The organism is Streptomyces sp. NPDC059866 (genome assembly GCF_042731325.1).
Lineage (GTDB): Bacteria > Actinomycetota > Actinomycetes > Streptomycetales > Streptomycetaceae > Streptomyces > Streptomyces flavusporus.
This window is the reverse complement of record NZ_JBHWJT010000016.1, coordinates 191,908-207,654: the sequence shown is the minus strand read 5'-3', so window position 1 is coordinate 207,654 and position 15,747 is coordinate 191,908. Positions and strand designations below refer to the sequence as shown.

The following is a 15,747-nucleotide window of genomic DNA, read 5'->3' as shown; positions in this document are numbered from 1 at the left end:
GGAATGGAGTGATGGCGATGCGCAGCCATGGATACGAGCGTGGACACGGTGACCCCCGGCGTGGCCGAGGTGACTTCGACGGCCGGCGTGAGGCCTTCGGGCCGTTCGGCCCCGGCGGGCACCACGGATTCGGGCCCGGCTTCGGTCCCGGACCCTGGGGTGGTGGCGGACGAGGGCGAGGAGGTCCGAGGGGGAGGGCACGGCGCGGTGACGTACGGGCCTCGATCCTGGCCCTGCTGAAGGACCGGCCGATGCACGGCTACGAGATGATCCAGGAGATCGCCGAGCGCAGCGACGGGGTGTGGAAGCCCAGCCCCGGCTCGGTCTACCCCACCCTCCAGCTGCTGGAGGACGAGGGCCTGATCGTCAGCGCGACCGAGGGCGGCAAGAAGCTGTTCTCGCTCACGGAGTCGGGCCGCGCGGCGGCCGAGGAAGGTCCCGAGGCGCCCTGGGAGGCGGCCTCGCGCGGGATCGACTGGGAGGCTCTCGGTGAGATCCGCCAGGCCGGCTTCGGACTGATGGAGGCCTTCGGTCAGGTCTGGAAGACCGGCAGTGCGGAGCAGCGGGAGAAGGCGGTCGGCGTCATCAACGAGGCCCGTAAGAAGCTGTACCTGATCCTCGCCGACGAGGACTGACAGCCTCCCCGCCGTGCGGCCGCAAGAAGCCGTACGGCCTTGAGGAGAGGCGCCCCGCGGAACGACGATCCGCGGGGCGCCTCCGCATGCCTGATACCTGCCGAAAGCTCGGACCGTGGGAAGTTCAGGCCACCAGCCCGCCCAGTTTCCGCAGCGACTCGCCCAGCGCGGCGGTCGCCGAGTCCTTGAGCTTGCCCGCCATCAGTGAGACCGCCGCGCCGGTGAACTCCCCGTCGATACGGACCGTCGTGGCGTCGCCGTCGGGTGTGAGGGTGTAGCGCGTGGCGACGGTGACGGCCATCGGGCCCTTGCCGCGAATGGCCAGCACCCGGGCCGGTTCCAGTTCCTCCACGGCCCACTCGACCTCGGCCGGGAAGCCCATGAGCTTCATGTTCTCCTGGAACGTCGCGCCGACTTCCAGGGTCGAGGGGCCGCCCTTGGGGAAACTCGTGTGGGTCGCGTTCCACTCCCCGTACGCGGACCAGTCCGTGAGTCGCGCCCAGACCTTCTCGGCCGGTGCCTCGATGCGTGCCTCCGCGCTGACTTCGGCCATGCGACCACCTCTTCGTGTCGGGCTTGGGTGTCGCGGAACGTAGCCGCAGGGGCCGGAACATTCAATACTGATGAACCGTCAGGAAATGTGGAGGCCGCTGGAGTGCGGTGGTGTGCGCACCCGGCGCACGGCAAGACGGCGCGCGCCCCCGCAGTCGATTCGGCGTGATCTCATCCGTAAGGAGGAGATTCCGGCCGGGGACATCCGCTCTGTGTGGGACGCAAAAATGCTTCTGTCCGGGGATGACCGGAGCCGCAGGGACTGATGGGGTGAGAGTGTGCAACCCCATACCCCCCAGCAGCCGGCCCACGACCAGGGCACCCACGGCGCGGACCACGATGCCGGGCTCAGCGCGGAGCTGGCAGCGGTGGTCGCCGGTGCCCGCAGGCGGGCCCTGAGGGACGGGGACCGGCAGATCGACACCGCCCATCTGCTGCACTCACTGCTGGAGTACGACCCCGACGTGCGCGCCGTCTTCGACGGTGGACCCCAGCTCGCCCGGCTGCTCGGCTATCTCGTGCAGCGCAGCATCGGTTACGGCCTGCGCTGGCAGAGCACCGTGGAGGACTCCGGCGCGATTCCCGTCGTACCCGAGGCCGAGGGGTACTCGCCGCTGGCCGCGGGAGCGATGTCGTACGCCGGTGAGCGGGCCGGGCGGCGCGGTGACGACCTGGCCCGCGGGGTCGATCTGCTCGCCGCGATCGTCGTGGACCCGCAGGCGCGAGCCGTCGAGGTGCTCGACCGCGCCGGTGTCGACGCGGGGGAGCTGTTCACCCGGATCGAGCAACGCTTCGAGGAATACGTCGGGGGCGGCGAGACCGGCTGCTGACGCGACGCTCGGCGTCCAGTCGATGAGACAGGTGTCATAGGGGGTGACGCTCATGTCATCGCCTGTCATCATGTGCCGGTGCGTACGTCAGTCAGCAGTCAGGGCAGCCGCGGCAAGGGCGTCGGGCTCTCGCTCGCGCTCGGGTCGGCGGTCGCCTTCGGAGGTTCCGGAGTCGCGGCCAAACCACTGATCGAGGCGGGCCTCGACCCGCTGCACGTGGTGTGGCTGCGGGTGGCGGGCGCGGCCCTGGTGATGCTGCCGCTCGCCGTGCGCCACCGGGCGCTGCTGCGCCGCCGCCCCGCGCTGCTCGCCGGGTTCGGACTGCTCGCCGTCGCCGGTGTGCAGGCCTGCTACTTCGCTGCCATCTCCCGTATCCCGGTCGGGGTCGCGCTGCTCGTCGAGTACCTCGCGCCCGCTCTCGTCCTCGGCTGGGTGCGGTTCGTGCAGCGGCGGCCGGTGACGCGTGCCGCGGCGCTGGGCGTGGTCCTTGCGGTCGGCGGCCTCGCCTGTGTCGTCGAGGTGTGGTCCGGGCTCGGCTTCGACGCCCTCGGGCTGCTCCTCGCGCTCGGCGCAGCCTGCTGCCAGGTCGGCTACTTCGTCCTGTCCGACCAGGGCAGCGACTCCGGCGCCGACGCCCCGGACCCGCTCGGCGTCATCGCCTACGGCCTGCTGATCGGCGCCGGTGTGCTCACCGTCGTCGCCCGCCCCTGGTCCATGGACTGGTCGGTGCTCGGGAACGCCGCCCACATGGACGGCACCGCGGTCCCGGCTGTGCTGCTGCTGGCCTGGATCGTGCTCGTCGCGACCGTCGTCGCGTACGTCACCGGCGTGCTCTCCGTGCGCCGGCTCTCGCCGCAGGTGGCCGGCGTGGTGGCCTGCCTGGAGGCGGTCATCGCGACCGTGCTGGCCTGGGTCCTGCTCGGCGAGCACCTGTCGGCGCCGCAGATCGTCGGCGGCGCGGTGGTCCTGGTGGGGGCGTTCATCGCGCAGTCGTCGACGCCCGCGAAGGGCTCCGCCGAGCCGGTCGCCGGCGGCGGGCCCGAACGCGAGTTGTCGGCCCGCGGAACAGCGGCATAAGGTGCTGACCATGCATTCGGACGCACTCGTTCTTCCGCCTCCGGCCGCCTGAGGCGGGCCTCCGACCCACACGCCCCGCGGCATCTCGCCGGGCGGAACGGTGCTGCCCGCGGAAGACGTCCGCGACCCCGCTGAGCGGCGGTCCCCGAACTTCCGCGCAATTCTGCGCATTTGCGGAGAGAACACGTGTTCACTGCGTCCCCTGCTGTCTCCGGCCTGCCCGTCGGGCGAGGCCTTTTGTATCTGATCGTCGCCGGTGCCGCCTGGGGCACCGCGGGCGCGGCCGCCTCGCTGGTCTACCGGACCAGCGACATGGGCTCCGTCGCCCTGTCCTTCTGGCGCTGTGCGGCCGGACTGGTCCTGCTGCTCGCCGCCCGCCCGCTGCACCCGCGTACCCGGACGACCCCCGTCCCTGAGCCCCTCGCCCGCAAGGCGCTGCGGATCGGTGCCACCGGCCTCGGTCTCGCGGTGTTCCAGACGGCCTACTTCGCCGCCGTGTCCGCCACCGGTCTCGCCGTCGCGACCGTGGTCACCCTCGGTGCCGGTCCCGTGCTCATCGCGCTCGGCGCACGGCTGACCATGGGGGAGCGGCTCGGCCGCGCCGGCCTCATGGCCGTGGCCGGGGCGCTCACCGGGCTCGGGGTGCTCGTGCTCGGCGGTGGTGACACGGCCGTACGGCCCTGGGGCGTCGCGCTCGCGCTGCTGTCCGCCGCCGGCTACTCGGCGATGACCCTGCTCACCCGCTACTGGGGCCGTGACGGCGGGGCGGACGCCTCCCGTACGACCGTGTGGGCGTTCGCGGTCACCACCCTGTGCCTGCTGCCGTTCGCGCTCGCCGAGGGGCTCGTGCCGCACACTGCCGAACCGGTCCGGCTGCTCTGGCTCGTGGCGTACATCGCTGCGGTTCCCACGGCGCTCGCGTACGCCCTGTACTTCGCGGGCGCGGCCGTCGTACGGTCGGCCACCGTGTCCGTGATCATGCTGCTGGAGCCGGTCAGTGCAGCGGTCCTCGCCGTCGTCCTGCTCGGCGAACACCTGACGGTACCGACCCTCGCCGGCACCCTGCTGATGCTCGGGTCGGTCGCGGGTCTCGCGGTGGCCGAGGCGCGCGGGGCGAGGCGGGAGCGGGAACCGCTGCCGGCGTGACGCCGGGGCCCTGCACCCGTGGGTGCAGAACCCACGGGTGCAGGGCCCCTCGCTCAGGTCCGCCGTCGGCGCAGCAGGTGCTCGCGCGCCGCCGTGTCACGCGGACCGGCCCGCCCCGCCAGCTTCTCCGCGATCCGGTCCTGGACCTCGTCCGGCCGCTTGCCCGCGAACTTGAACTTCGCGCGTACGCCGGTCACTTCGAGCCGCACCCCGCGGATCCCGGACAGCATGCGCCCGTACGGGGCCTCGCCCGCCGCAACCCGCGCCGAACCGCCCTCCGGCTGGAAGTGGCCGACCTGACGGTTGAGCAGCTCGGCCTTCTCGGCCGGGTCGTCCACGACATGGGCCCGGCACCGGAGTTGGACCGCCGCGTAGAAGCTGGTCGGTACGCCGTGCTCGGGCGGGTCCTCCGGTGCCGCCTGCCAGGGGCCGGGCACGTACACGTAGTCGTCGACCACGCTCAGGACGACGTCGGGGTTCGCCAGCAGGGCCGGCCACATCGGATGGGGGCGGGCCAGATGCGTGACTGCCTCACCGCGCTCGGCGTCGTACGCGAAGTGCAGTGGCTGGACATGCGGCGGTTCGCCCTCCAGGCCGTTGACGGCGAGCTGCCCGAAGTCATGGGCCACCAGCCAGCTCTGCCACTCGGTGTCGTCGCGGGGAGTGTCCCAGGGGTGGATCAGCATCAGAGCACCGCCAGATAGTCGGGAAGTCCGGTGCCGGGGGCCAGGTCCGGGTCGCCGACGGGGGTTTCGTAGCCCTTGCGCAGCGGGACGACGCCGGCCCAGTGCGGGAGGGCGAGGTCCTCGGGCTCGTCGTTGACTCCGCCCGTGCGGATCTTGGCGGAGACCTCGTCGAGGTCGAGGCGGAGCACGGCGGTGGCGGCGAACTCCTTGGCGTTGGCGGGCCGCGAGTCCTGCGACCGGCCCGGCACCACGTGGTCGACGAGCGCGTCCAGGGCCTGGCGCTTCTCGTCGGGGTCGGTGACGTCGTGGGCGATGCCGTGCACCACCACGGAGCGGTAGTTGACCGAGTGGTGGAAGGCCGAGCGGGCCAGGATCAGCGCGTCGACATGCGTGACCGTCAGGCACACCGCAAGGCCCGGACCGGCCTGACCCGCCATCCGCAGCGGGCGCGAGCCGGTCGAGCCGTGCACATAGAGCCGCTCGCCGACCCTGCCGTACAGGGTGGGCAGCACGACCGGAGCCCCGTCCCGGACGAAGCCGAGGTGGCAGACGTAGCCCTCGTCGAGTATCGCGTGCACCACGTCCTTGTCGTACGAGGCCTTGTGCGCGGCGCGGGTGGGAACCGTGCGGTCGGTGGCGGTGTACGAGGCCTGCGACGGCGTGTCCTGGGTTCCCCGCATGACATTCTCCATTGCACTAGTGCATACTTGGTTTTGTGCTAGGAGACTATCCGATCGAGGGTCGGGGTGCAGCAGAGATTTCCGCGAGCGTCGAGCGCGCGGTGGGTGCCGGCGCCCTGGTCCCGGGGCAACTGCTTCCGCCCATGCGGGAGTTGGCGTCCCGGCTCGGCGTGAACCCCAACACCGTCGCCGCCGCCTACCGGATCCTGCGCGAGCGCGGGGTCATCGAGACCGCCGGGCGCCGGGGCAGCCGGGTGCGGCCCAAGCCGGCCACCACCGGGCGCGACGACATCCGCGTGGACGTACCGGAGGGCGTGCGCGACCTGTCCGCCGGCAATCCGGACCCGGCGCTGCTGCCCTCGCTGGCGGCGGCGTTCGCCGCGGCGGCCGCTCAGGCGGACCGGGAGCCGGTGCTCTACGGCGACGCACCGGTGGAACCCGAGCTGGCCCGCATCGCCCGGGCCGACCTGGACGCCGCGGGAGTGCCGGACGGGCCCGTCGTCGTCACCTCCGGCTCGCTGGACGCCATCGAGCGGGTCGTCGCCGTGCACCTCAAGCCCGGGGACACCGTCGCCGTCGAGGACCCCGGCTGGGGCAGCCTGCTCGACCTCGTCCCCGCGCTCGGCCTGCGCACGGTGCCGGTCCGCCTCGACGACGACGGACCGCTCCCCGAAGACGTGGAGCGCGCCCTGTCGGCGGGAGCGCGGGCCCTGATCGTCACGGACCGCGCCCAGAACCCCACCGGAGCCGTCGTGAGCCCTGCACGCGCGCGTGCCCTGCGCTCCGTACTCCGCCGGCACCCGGCGATCCTGCTGATCGAAGACGACCACGGGCACGGGATCGTCGACCTGCCACTGCACCCCCTGGCAGGCGTCACCGCCCACTGGGCCTTCGTCCGCTCGGCGGCCAAGGCGTACGGCCCCGACCTGAGGCTCGCCGTGCTCACCGGGGACGAGATGACGCTGGACCGGGTCCGCGGGCGGCAGCGGCTGGGGCCCGGCTGGGTCAGCCGGATCACCCAGCGGGCGGTGGCACGGCTGTGGGCCGACGGCGCGGTGGACGCGCCGGCGGTCGCGGCGGCGTACGGGCGGCGCAGGGACGCCCTGATCGGCGAGCTCGCACGGCGTGGCATCGCGGCGTACGGGCGCAGCGGCCTGAACGTGTGGATTCCGGTGCCCGACGAGACGGGAGCCGTCGCCCGGCTGCTGCACGCCGGCTGGGCGGTCGCCCCCGGCGCCCGCTTCCGGATGAGCGCCCCGCCCGGCATCCGGGTCACCGTCGCCACACTGACCGCGGACGAGGCCGGTCCACTGGCCGACGCGATCGGCTCAGCGGTGGGACCGGCGCCGGTGCGCAGGTACGTCTGACGCATCTCGGCGTTGTCAGTGGCGTCTGGAACCATGGCGCCATGAACGAGGAAGTCATCCCGATCCTGCGTGTGGCCGACGCCGCAGCAGCGGTCCGCTGGTACGAGCGCCTGGGCTTCGGCCAGCAGTGGGAGCACCGCTTCGAGCCGGGACTGCCGGCGTTCGTCGAGGTCGCGCGCGGCCCGATGCGGCTGTTCCTGTCCGAGCACACCGGGGACGCCCGGCCGGACACGCTGGTGTACCTGAGAGTCGCTGATGTCGACGCGGTCGCCGCCGAGTTCGGGGTGCAGGCGGCCGACGCTCCCTGGGCGCGCGAGATCGAGCTGCGCGATCCGGACGGCAACCGCCTGCGGATCGGCACGCCGGCCGAGTGACCGTCGGGGAGCGGTTCAGGCCCGCCGGACCTGGGTCAGCGCAGCTCCCGCCAGCACGATCGCCGCGCCGACCGGGGTCGACCAGGTCAGCGACTCGCCGAGGATCGCGACGCCCGCGGCCGTGGCGACGACGGGGATGAAGTAGGTGACCATCTGCGCCGTGGTCGGGCCGACCTCGGCGACGAGGCTGAACTGGACGAGCATGGCGAGACCGGTGCCGAGCGCGCCCAGGGCGGCGACGGCGAGCAGCGGCACGACGGGGAACCGGGTCGGCAGGCTGGTGAACAGGGGGGTGACGACCGCCAGTTGGAGTGTGGCGAGCAGCAACTGGGCCCCGGTGAGGGACAGATGCGACTCGCGCGACCCCGCCAGAGTGCGGCGGACGTAGATCCAGCCGATCGGATAGCTCAGTGAGGCCAGCAGGGCCAGCGCCGTGCCGGTGGCGTCCACGCCGGTGAAGCCCTGCCAGGCGCCGAGCACCGTCAGCACTCCGAGGAAACCGAGGCCCAGGCCGGCGACCCGGATCCGGGTCGGCCGGTCCTCGGAGAGGGCGACCAGGGACAGGGCCATGCCCCACAGCGGTGACGTGGCGTTGCAGATGCCGGCGAGCGTGGACGGAATCGTCAGCTCGGCGTAGGCGAAGAGGGAGAAGGGCAGCGCGTTGAGCAGGAAGGCGGCCACCGTGAGATGCCCCCAGGTGCGCGCCGCGCGCGGGAGCCGCTCCCGCTGCACGATCATCGCCGCCGCGAGCACCGCCGTGCCGAACACCAGCCGGCCGAGCGTGACCTGGAAGGGGGCGTAGCCCTCGGTGCCCACCTTGATGAGCAGGAAGCTGAAGCCCCAGATCAGCGAGAGGGCGGCGAAGCGGAGCCGCCAGTCGAGGGTGCGGCGGGGGCGGACGGTGGCGCGGCCGGCCGTGCGGGTGGTGGTGGCGGTGGTCATGGAACCAACGATGGGCGAGCGAACCTCGTAGCACAATCGAGATTTCGCACGCTGTATCTCGTAGCATTGCTTACATGTTGAGTCTGGACCGCCTGCGCACCCTCGACGCCCTCGCCCGGCACGGATCGGTGAGCGGAGCGGCCGAGGGCCTGCACGTCACCACCTCGGCCGTCTCGCAGCAACTGGCCAAGCTGGAGCGGGAAGTGGGCCAGCGGCTGCTCACCAAGCACGGGCGGGGCGTGCGGCTCACGGACGCGGGGCGGCTGCTCGCCGAGCACGCGGCGCGCATCCTGTCGCAGGTCGAACTGGCCCAGTCCGACCTGGAGGCGCAGCGCGGACAGGTCGCGGGCGAACTGCGGCTGTCGGCGTTCCCGACCGCCGCGCGCGGACTGTTCCCCACGGCGCTCGCCGCGCTGCGCGCCGCGCACCCCGCGCTGCGGCTGCGCTCCTGCGAGCTGGAACCGGAGTACGGGATCAGGGGCGTGGTGCGCGGCGACCTCGACCTGGCGGTCGTCCTCGACTGGTACAACAAGCCGATGCCGCTGCCCGACGGTCTCGTCAAGGCGCCGATCCTGGACGATCCCGCCGATGTGGCGATGCCGGCCGGCCATCCGCTCGCGGGCCGTGACGAGGTGGACCTCGGGGAGTTCGCCGAGGACGAGTGGATCACCTGGGGCGAGGGCGAGTTCTGCCACGAGTGGCTGATGTTCACCCTGCGGTCGCGGGGCATCGAGCCGATCGTCGGCCACCGCGCGGCCGAGACGCACACCCAGCTCGGGCTGGTCGCCGCCGGTCTCGGCGTGTGCATCGCCCCGCTGCTGGGCCGCCATCCCATGCCGGCCGGGGTCGTCACCGTGCCGCTGAGGCAGCGGGTGCGCCGGCATGTGTACGTCGTCTGGCGGGCGGACGCCGACCGCCGCCCGTCGATCCGGGCGGCGGTGCAGGCACTGCGGGCCGCGGGGGAGAGCGTCGGTGCGAGCTGAGCGGGTGCCCTATGACGACCCCAGTTTGCGGAAGTCCCAGGAGACGATCTTCTCCGGTGTCAGCCGCACCCACGCGTGCCGCCCGTCGTGCGGCATCTCCTCCAGGCCGAAGTTCTTGCGGGCGAACAGCGTCTCCGGAACGTCGAGTTCGGCGCGCAGCTCGCCGGTGCGCGGAATCTCGCCCACGAACTCGACGGTCCCGGACAGCTCGACACCGCGCAGTTCGTCGTACTCCTCGCCCGTGTCGACCACGACGGCCACCCGCGGATCACGCCGCAGATCGGCCCACCGCTTGCTGCGCACCACGGAGTACAGCCACATCGAGGTGCCGTCCCAGGCGAACCACAACGTGCTCACATGGGGGGCGCCGTCGGCCGACACCGTGGCGACCCGGCACGTGCGCTGGCTGGTCAGGAACTCGTCCAGCTCACCGGGCGTCATCATGATCTTGCGGCCCCGGCGCTGAGTGACTGTCATGCGATTCCCCTCGGCAGAACAACACCTGACGGTATGTCAGAAAAGAATGGAACTTCTTCCGTCGCCGTGCAATGGTGGCTGACCTCACCGGCTCCCACACCGAGGGGGAACCATGCCGTCGTACGAGCACCTCAGCGAACTTCTCGACCCCGCCGTCACCGTGCTCCTCACCGTCGAGTGCCAGCAGGGCGTCGTCGGCCCGGACAGCGCGCTGCCGGAACTCGCCCGTCAGGCCCGCTCCTCGGGCGTCCTCGCCAACATCGCACGGCTGGTGGCCGCCGCCCACGAGAGCGGCATCCAGGTGATCCACGCCCTCGCCGAACGCCGCCCCGACGGCCGGGGCGCCAGCCGCAACGCCCGGCTGTTCCACGCCGCCGAACGGCTCCCCGTCCAGCAGCTGTCCGGCACCACGGCGGTGCGCGTCGCACCCCCGATCGAGGTCGCCGAGGAGGACTTCGTCGTACGCCGGCTGCACGGACTGTCGCCCATCCAGGGCACCGACGTCGACGCGCTGCTGCGCAACCTCGGCTGCCGCACCCTGATCGTCAGCGGCGTCTCCGCCAACGTCGCGATCCCCAACGCCGTCTTCGACGCCGTGAACCGCGGTTACACGGCCGTCGTGCCGACCGACGCCATCGCGGGGGTGCCCGCCGACTACACCCCCGCGATGATCCGGCACACCCTCGCCCTGGTCGCCACCCTCGCGACCACCGACGAGGTGCTGGGCTGCTGCAAAGGACTCCGCCGGCGCTGACCGTCACGCCATCCTGATCTCGTCCCCCTCCACGGTGATCTCCTCTGCGGGCAGCGGCTGGGTCGCCGGACCTTTCTGCACACTGCCGTCGGTCGCGGAGAACCGGCTGTCGTGACAGGGGCAGATGATGGCCCCGTCCTTGACGTCCTTCACCGCACAGCCCTGATGGGTGCACTTGGAGGAGAACGCCTTGAATTCGCCCGCCGTCGGCTGGGTGACCACCACGCCGCCGAAGACCTTCCCGCCGCCCTCGGGGATGTCGGAGGTCTTGCCGAGGACGGTGCCGGAACCGGACGAGTCGTCGCCCGACCCGCACGCGGTCAGCGCGACGGCGAGCCCCGCCGCGCCGGCCGCCGCGATCACGGTACGGCGGGCCGGTCCCGACACGGGGTGAAGCGATTCGCTGGCCATGCTGGGGTCCCTTCTGCGGTCGTCATGTGATGTCCAGCAGTACGGGCCGCGACCGGCGCCGGTTCAGCCGCCACGCGGTTCGTCACCCGATCGTGGCCCCGAGCCGACGGGCGGCGCCCCAACCGTCCCGAACGCCCCAGTAACCTGGGGCGATGCTCAAGGAAGTCATCGCGACCCGCTACATCACGCCCCTGCGTGAGGGCGGCTCGCTGCCGGGGCTCGTCGAGGCCGACGATCTCGGGATGTACGTCATGAAGTTCACCGGTGCCGGCCAGGGCCGCAAGACGCTCGTGGCGGAGGTCGTCTGCGGCGAACTCGCCCGCCGGCTGGGCTTCAGGGTGCCGGGCCTGGTGACGGTCGAGCTCGACCCGCTGCTGGGGCTGGGCGAACCCGACCAGGAGGTGCAGGAGCTGCTGAAGTCCAGCGGCGGCACCAACCTCGGCATGGACTTCCTGTCCGGCGCGCTCGGCTTCGACCCCCTCGCCTTCGCGGTGAGCCCCGAGGAAGCGGGGCGGATCGTCTGGTTCGACGCGCTGGTGAACAACGTCGACCGCTCCTGGCGCAACCCCAACCTGCTGATGTGGCACGGCGAACCGTGGCTCATCGACCACGGCGCGACCATGATCTGGCACCACAACTGGCCCGGCGCCGAAGCTTCCGCGCTGCGGCCCTACGACGCCTCCGACCACGCCCTGCGCTCCTTCGCCCCGGACATCACCGCGGCCGCCGCCGCTCTAGCGCCCCTGGTCACCGAGGACCTGCTGGCCGAGGTCACCGCCGAGATTCCCGACGCGTGGCTGACCGGCGAGCCCGGCTTCGACACGCCCGACGACCTGCGCCGAGCCTATGCGCGACCACTGCTCGCGCGCGCCGCCGTCATCCACGAACGCGTTCAGGGGGTCAAGTGAGCGAGCGCCACATCACCAGGGCCGGCCAGGGCGGCGGCCGGGACGTCTTCGAGTACGCCCTCCTGCGGGTCGTGCCGCGCGTCGAGCGCGGCGAGTGCATCAACGCCGGGGTGCTCGTGTACTGCCGTGCCAAGGGGTACGTCGGCGCCCGCACGCACCTCGACGAGGCGCGGCTGCTGGCCCTCGACCCGGCGGCCGACGTGGCCGGCGTACGCGCCGCGCTGCGTGCCGTCGAGAGTGTGTGCGGCGGCGGGGAGGCGGCCGGGCAGGCGGCCGGCGACGACGCGGGCCGGCGTTTCCGCTGGCTGATCGCGCCCCGCTCGACGGTCGTGCAGCCCGGCCCGGTGCACACCGGGCTGACCGCCGATCCGGCGGCCGAGACGGAGCGTTTGCTCGACCTGCTGGTGAGGTGATGGATCACATGCACCCGATGGGCCGTTGACACCGGGTGCCAGGGCTTCTAGCGTCACGTCTGCTGAAGGTACTAAGCGGTCGCTCACCGAAGAGCGTGCCGCTGAGCCGCATCCAAGGGCGAGGAGTAGCAGCAATGTCCACTACTGAGCAGCGGGTCGCAGTCGTCACCGGTGCCGCGCGCGGCATCGGCGCCGCCGCCGCCGTACGACTGGCGGCCGAGGGCCGCGCGGTCGCCGTGCTCGACCTCGACGAGGCCGCCTGCAAGGACACCGTGGAAAAGATCACCGCGGCGGGCGGCCGGGCCATTGCGGTCGGCTGCGACGTTTCCGACGAGGCGCAGGTCGAGGCGGCCGTCGCGCGCATCGCCGAGGAGCTCGGCGCGCCGTCGATCCTTGTCAACAACGCGGGTGTGCTCCGCGACAACCTGCTGTTCAAGATGAGCGTCGCCGAGTGGGACACCGTCATGAACGTGCACCTGCGCGGCGCCTTCCTGATGTCCCGGGCCTGCCAGAAGCACATGGTCGACGCCGGCTTCGGCCGGATCGTCAACCTCTCCTCGTCCTCCGCTCTCGGCAACCGCGGCCAGGTCAACTACTCCGCCGCCAAGGCCGGTCTGCAGGGCTTCACCAAGACCCTCGCCAAGGAGCTCGGCAAGTTCGGCATCACCGCCAACGCCGTCGCTCCCGGCTTCATCGCCACCGACATGACCGCCGCCACCGCAGAACGTGTCGGCATGGGCTTCGAGGACTTCAAGGCCGCGGCCGCCTCCATGATCCCGGTACAGCGTGTCGGTGAGCCGGAGGACATCGCCAACGCCATCGCCTTCTTCACGGGCGACGCGGCCGGCTTCGTTTCCGGCCAGGTGCTGTACGTGGCCGGCGGACCGCTCGACTGAAGGGGATCACTTCCATGGAACTCCCGGAGCTTTCGGGCAAGGTCGCGCTCGTCACGGGCGCCAGCCGCGGCATCGGCTACGGCGTCGCCGAGGCGCTCGTGGCACGCGGTGACCGGGTGTGCATCACCGGCCGCAACGAGGACGCCCTCAAGGAGGCCGTCGAGCAGCTCGGCGCCGACCGGGTCATCGGCGTGGCCGGCAAGGCCCACGACGTCGACCACCAGGCCGCCGCCGTCGAGCGCACGATGGACGCCTTCGGCCGGGTCGACTACCTGGTCAACAACGCCGGCACGAACCCGGTGTTCGGGCCGATCGCCGACCTCGACCTCGATGTCGCGCGCAAGGTGTTCGAGACCAATGTCGTCTCGGCGCTCGGGTTCGCCCAGCGCACCTGGCACGCCTGGCAGAAGGACAACGGCGGCGCGATCGTCAACATCGCGTCCGTGGCCGGTGTCTCCGCCTCGCCCTTCATCGGCGCGTACGGCATCAGCAAGGCCGCGATGATCAACCTGACCCTTCAGCTGGCGCACGAGTTCGCGCCCAAGGTGCGGGTCAACGCGATCGCCCCGGCCGTCGTGAAGACCAAGTTCGCGCAGGCCCTCTACGAGGGCCGCGAGGCGGAGGCCGCCGCGGCCTACCCGCTGGGCCGGCTCGGCGTGCCCTCCGACATCGGTGGCGCCGCCGCGTTCCTCACCTCGGCGCAGGCCGACTGGATCACCGGCCAGACGCTCGTCGTGGACGGCGGCATCTTCCTCAACGCCGGCGTGAGCTGACCGGGCCGGGGACATACAGGGGCGTCGGCTCCGTCGGCGTGACGCGGATCCGTTGACGGAAACGGCGCCCCTGTCCACGTACAGGTACTGCGCAGGGCGATGACAACGTCGTCATCGAGATGCTGATCAAGTACCTCGCGCAACTGCGGTTCAGCCGGGCCGAGCACTGCGATAAGGTCTGCCGACCCTTGGTATGGCAGATCGAGGAGCGTGCGCGTGTTCAACCGGAACCGAGGCCTGCGGCAGTTGGCCGCGATCGCATCCATATCCCTGGTGGCCGGATGCAGCCTGTTCTCGGACGGCGAGACCGGTGACGACGGGCCGATCGTGGTGGGGACCACCAGCGCTCCCAGCACACTGGACCCGGCCGCTTCCTGGGACGGCTCCTGGGAGCTGTTCCGCAACGTCTACCAGACGCTGCTGAGCTACCCCAACGGCACCACCACGCCCCAGCCCGACGCCGCCGAGAGCTGTGCGTTCACCGACAGCACCAACCGGGCGTACCGCTGCAAGCTGCGGGAGGGCCTGACCTTCTCCGACGGCAGTGTGATCGACGCGCAGGCCGTCAAGCACTCGATCGACCGGATCACCGCCATCAACGCGCCGGGCGGGCCCGCCGGGCTGCTGGGCAGCCTGGACCGGGTGCAGGCGCTGGGCGACCGCGAGGTGGTCTTCCACCTGAAGACCGCCGACGCCACCTTCCCGTTCGTGCTCGCCACCCCCGCCATGTCCCTCGTCGACCCCGAGGACTACCCGGCCGACTCCCTGCGCGAGGACGGCGGAGTAACCGGGTCCGGGCCGTACACGCTCGACGCGTACGACGAGGGCAGTCAGGCCGAACTCGTCCGGAACGAGAGCTACAAGGGCTTCGCCGAGCGCAGAAACGACGCGGTGACCATCCGCTACTTCCAGGACTCCGCCGCCATGGTCAAGGCCCTGCGGGAGCAGCGCATCGACGTGACCTACCGCGGCCTCGCCGCCGACGAGATCGTCGCCCTGGAGGGCGAGGACTCCGACACGCTGCAGCTGGTCGAGGGCGCGGGCACCGACATCAGCTACCTGGTGTTCAACCCGAAGAACGAGTGGGCCGGCAACGCTGCGGTACGCAAGGCCATCGCCCAGGTCGTCGACCGGCCGACCATCGCCCACACGATCTACAAGGACACCGTCGACCCCCTGTACTCGATGGTCCCCAAGGGCCTGACCGGCCACACCACGGGCTTCTTCGACAACTACGGCGACCCCGACCAGGACAAGGCCCGCACGATCCTCACCGAGGCCGGCATCACCGAGCCCGTCCCGCTCACCTTCTGGTACACCACCGACCGCTACGGCTCCGAGACCGCCGTTCTGTTCAAGGAGCTGAAGCGCCAGCTGGAGGCCTCGGGCCTGTTCGAGATCACCCTCAAGAGCCGGCCCTGGAAGACGTACGTCGAGGGCTACCAGAAGGGCGAGTACCCGGTGTTCGGCCGCGGCTGGTTCCCCGACTTCCCCGATGCCGACAACTACATCGCGCCCTTCGTCGGCGAGGAGAACGCCCTCGGAACGCCGTACCCCGCGCCCGAGATCACCAACGAGCTGCTGCCCCGCTCCCGTGAGGAGAGCGACCGCGCCCAGGTGGAGCGGGAATTCGAGGAGGCCCAGGAGATCCTCGTCGACGACGCGCGCCTGCTGCCGTTGTGGCAGGGTAAGCAGTATGTCGCCGCGAGCGAGGAGATCTCCGGCGGGGAGCGCGCGTTGGACCCGTCGACGATCATGATGGTGTGGGAGCTGTACCGCAAGACCAGCTGGTGAGGCCGTCCGCTGCGTCGATTGTCAGTGGTCGCCGGTAGGTTCTGTGCTC

Annotated in this window: 19 protein-coding genes; 13 read left to right on the top strand and 6 right to left on the bottom strand. The window is 71.6% G+C overall.

What is annotated here, in order from left to right; genetic code table 11:
* Positions 1-17 precede the first annotated feature (17 nt).
* On the top strand, positions 18-635 hold the full coding sequence (locus tag ACFV7R_RS25375; RefSeq protein WP_385267253.1) for a PadR family transcriptional regulator: 618 nt from the start codon (positions 18-20) through the stop codon (positions 633-635).
* A 124-nt stretch (positions 636-759) separates the two neighbouring features.
* On the opposite strand, the gene ACFV7R_RS25370 is transcribed toward ACFV7R_RS25375, so the two are convergent.
* Positions 760-1,188 (bottom strand): SRPBCC family protein, encoded by a 429-nt coding sequence (locus ACFV7R_RS25370; protein WP_385267250.1) that lies wholly within the window; start codon positions 1,186-1,188, stop codon positions 760-762.
* 277 nt (positions 1,189-1,465) lie between these two features.
* Here ACFV7R_RS25370 and ACFV7R_RS25365 point away from each other — a divergent pair, with 277 nt between their 5' ends.
* The 3 genes from ACFV7R_RS25365 (at position 1,466) to ACFV7R_RS25355 (ending at position 4,240) form a co-directional block, all read left to right on the top strand.
* Positions 1,466-2,017: a Clp protease N-terminal domain-containing protein gene (locus tag ACFV7R_RS25365; protein WP_385267247.1), complete on the top strand. Its 552-nt coding sequence runs from the start codon at positions 1,466-1,468 to the stop codon at positions 2,015-2,017.
* 72 nt (positions 2,018-2,089) lie between these two features.
* The gene (locus ACFV7R_RS25360) at positions 2,090-3,094 is read left to right on the top strand and encodes a DMT family transporter (protein ID WP_385267245.1); all 1,005 of its coding nucleotides are present in this window, start codon (positions 2,090-2,092) and stop codon (positions 3,092-3,094) included.
* A gap of 186 nt (positions 3,095-3,280) precedes the next feature.
* Positions 3,281-4,240, top strand: coding sequence for a DMT family transporter (locus ACFV7R_RS25355; RefSeq protein WP_385267242.1), 960 nt, complete (start codon positions 3,281-3,283; stop codon positions 4,238-4,240).
* 53 nt (positions 4,241-4,293) lie between these two features.
* Here the strand turns inward: ACFV7R_RS25355 and ACFV7R_RS25350 are convergent, their stop codons facing one another.
* Positions 4,294-4,926, bottom strand: coding sequence for an FMN-binding negative transcriptional regulator (locus ACFV7R_RS25350; RefSeq protein ID WP_385267239.1), 633 nt, complete (start codon positions 4,924-4,926; stop codon positions 4,294-4,296).
* Positions 4,926-5,606, bottom strand: coding sequence for a pyridoxamine 5'-phosphate oxidase family protein (locus tag ACFV7R_RS25345; RefSeq protein ID WP_385267237.1), 681 nt, complete (start codon positions 5,604-5,606; stop codon positions 4,926-4,928). The genes ACFV7R_RS25350 and ACFV7R_RS25345 overlap by 1 nt, the downstream gene beginning before the upstream one ends.
* 35 nt (positions 5,607-5,641) lie before the next feature.
* Here ACFV7R_RS25345 and ACFV7R_RS25340 point away from each other — a divergent pair, with 35 nt between their 5' ends.
* Both ACFV7R_RS25340 and ACFV7R_RS25335 read left to right on the top strand, forming a co-directional pair.
* The gene (locus ACFV7R_RS25340) at positions 5,642-6,973 is read left to right on the top strand and encodes an aminotransferase class I/II-fold pyridoxal phosphate-dependent enzyme (protein WP_385267234.1); all 1,332 of its coding nucleotides are present in this window, start codon (positions 5,642-5,644) and stop codon (positions 6,971-6,973) included.
* A 41-nt stretch (positions 6,974-7,014) separates the two neighbouring features.
* A complete protein-coding gene (locus tag ACFV7R_RS25335; protein WP_385267232.1) occupies positions 7,015-7,347 on the top strand; it encodes a glyoxalase superfamily protein in 333 nt (110 codons plus the stop codon).
* A 15-nt stretch (positions 7,348-7,362) separates the two neighbouring features.
* Here the strand turns inward: ACFV7R_RS25335 and ACFV7R_RS25330 are convergent, their stop codons facing one another.
* The gene (locus ACFV7R_RS25330; RefSeq protein ID WP_385267230.1) at positions 7,363-8,289 is read right to left on the bottom strand and encodes a DMT family transporter; all 927 of its coding nucleotides are present in this window, start codon (positions 8,287-8,289) and stop codon (positions 7,363-7,365) included.
* A 74-nt stretch (positions 8,290-8,363) separates the two neighbouring features.
* Between ACFV7R_RS25330 and ACFV7R_RS25325 the strand changes: the two genes are divergently transcribed.
* Positions 8,364-9,272 carry a LysR family transcriptional regulator gene (locus ACFV7R_RS25325; RefSeq protein ID WP_129796699.1) on the top strand — a complete coding sequence of 303 codons (909 nt, stop codon included), beginning with the start codon at positions 8,364-8,366 and terminating at the stop codon, positions 9,270-9,272.
* Between the two features lie 9 nt (positions 9,273-9,281).
* Here ACFV7R_RS25325 and ACFV7R_RS25320 read toward each other — a convergent pair whose 3' ends face one another.
* Complete coding sequence (locus ACFV7R_RS25320) at positions 9,282-9,749, bottom strand: pyridoxamine 5'-phosphate oxidase family protein (protein WP_385267226.1); 468 nt, start codon at positions 9,747-9,749, stop codon at positions 9,282-9,284.
* Positions 9,750-9,861: 112 nt separating this feature from the next.
* Between ACFV7R_RS25320 and ACFV7R_RS25315 the strand changes: the two genes are divergently transcribed.
* Complete coding sequence (locus ACFV7R_RS25315; protein ID WP_385267224.1) at positions 9,862-10,503, top strand: cysteine hydrolase; 642 nt, start codon at positions 9,862-9,864, stop codon at positions 10,501-10,503.
* Positions 10,504-10,506: 3 nt separating this feature from the next.
* Here ACFV7R_RS25315 and ACFV7R_RS25310 read toward each other — a convergent pair whose 3' ends face one another.
* A complete protein-coding gene (locus tag ACFV7R_RS25310; protein ID WP_385267222.1) occupies positions 10,507-10,914 on the bottom strand; it encodes a Rieske (2Fe-2S) protein in 408 nt (135 codons plus the stop codon).
* Positions 10,915-11,066: 152 nt separating this feature from the next.
* Here ACFV7R_RS25310 and ACFV7R_RS25305 point away from each other — a divergent pair, with 152 nt between their 5' ends.
* From ACFV7R_RS25305 to ACFV7R_RS25285, 5 genes are all read left to right on the top strand, one after another.
* Complete coding sequence (locus tag ACFV7R_RS25305; protein WP_385267219.1) at positions 11,067-11,822, top strand: HipA family kinase; 756 nt, start codon at positions 11,067-11,069, stop codon at positions 11,820-11,822.
* Positions 11,819-12,235, top strand: a complete 417-nt coding sequence (locus ACFV7R_RS25300) for a DUF3037 domain-containing protein (RefSeq protein ID WP_129796694.1) — start codon at positions 11,819-11,821, stop codon at positions 12,233-12,235. Before ACFV7R_RS25305 ends, ACFV7R_RS25300 begins: the two co-directional genes overlap by 4 nt.
* A gap of 134 nt (positions 12,236-12,369) precedes the next feature.
* Complete coding sequence (gene fabG, locus ACFV7R_RS25295) at positions 12,370-13,131, top strand: 3-oxoacyl-ACP reductase FabG (RefSeq protein ID WP_129796693.1); 762 nt, start codon at positions 12,370-12,372, stop codon at positions 13,129-13,131.
* Positions 13,132-13,145: 14 nt separating this feature from the next.
* Entirely contained in the window at positions 13,146-13,904 is a 759-nt protein-coding gene (locus ACFV7R_RS25290) for an SDR family oxidoreductase (protein WP_385267216.1), read from the top strand.
* Positions 13,905-14,114: 210 nt separating this feature from the next.
* Entirely contained in the window at positions 14,115-15,698 is a 1,584-nt protein-coding gene (locus ACFV7R_RS25285) for an ABC transporter substrate-binding protein (RefSeq protein ID WP_385267214.1), read from the top strand.
* The last annotated feature ends 49 nt before the right edge of the window (positions 15,699-15,747 follow it).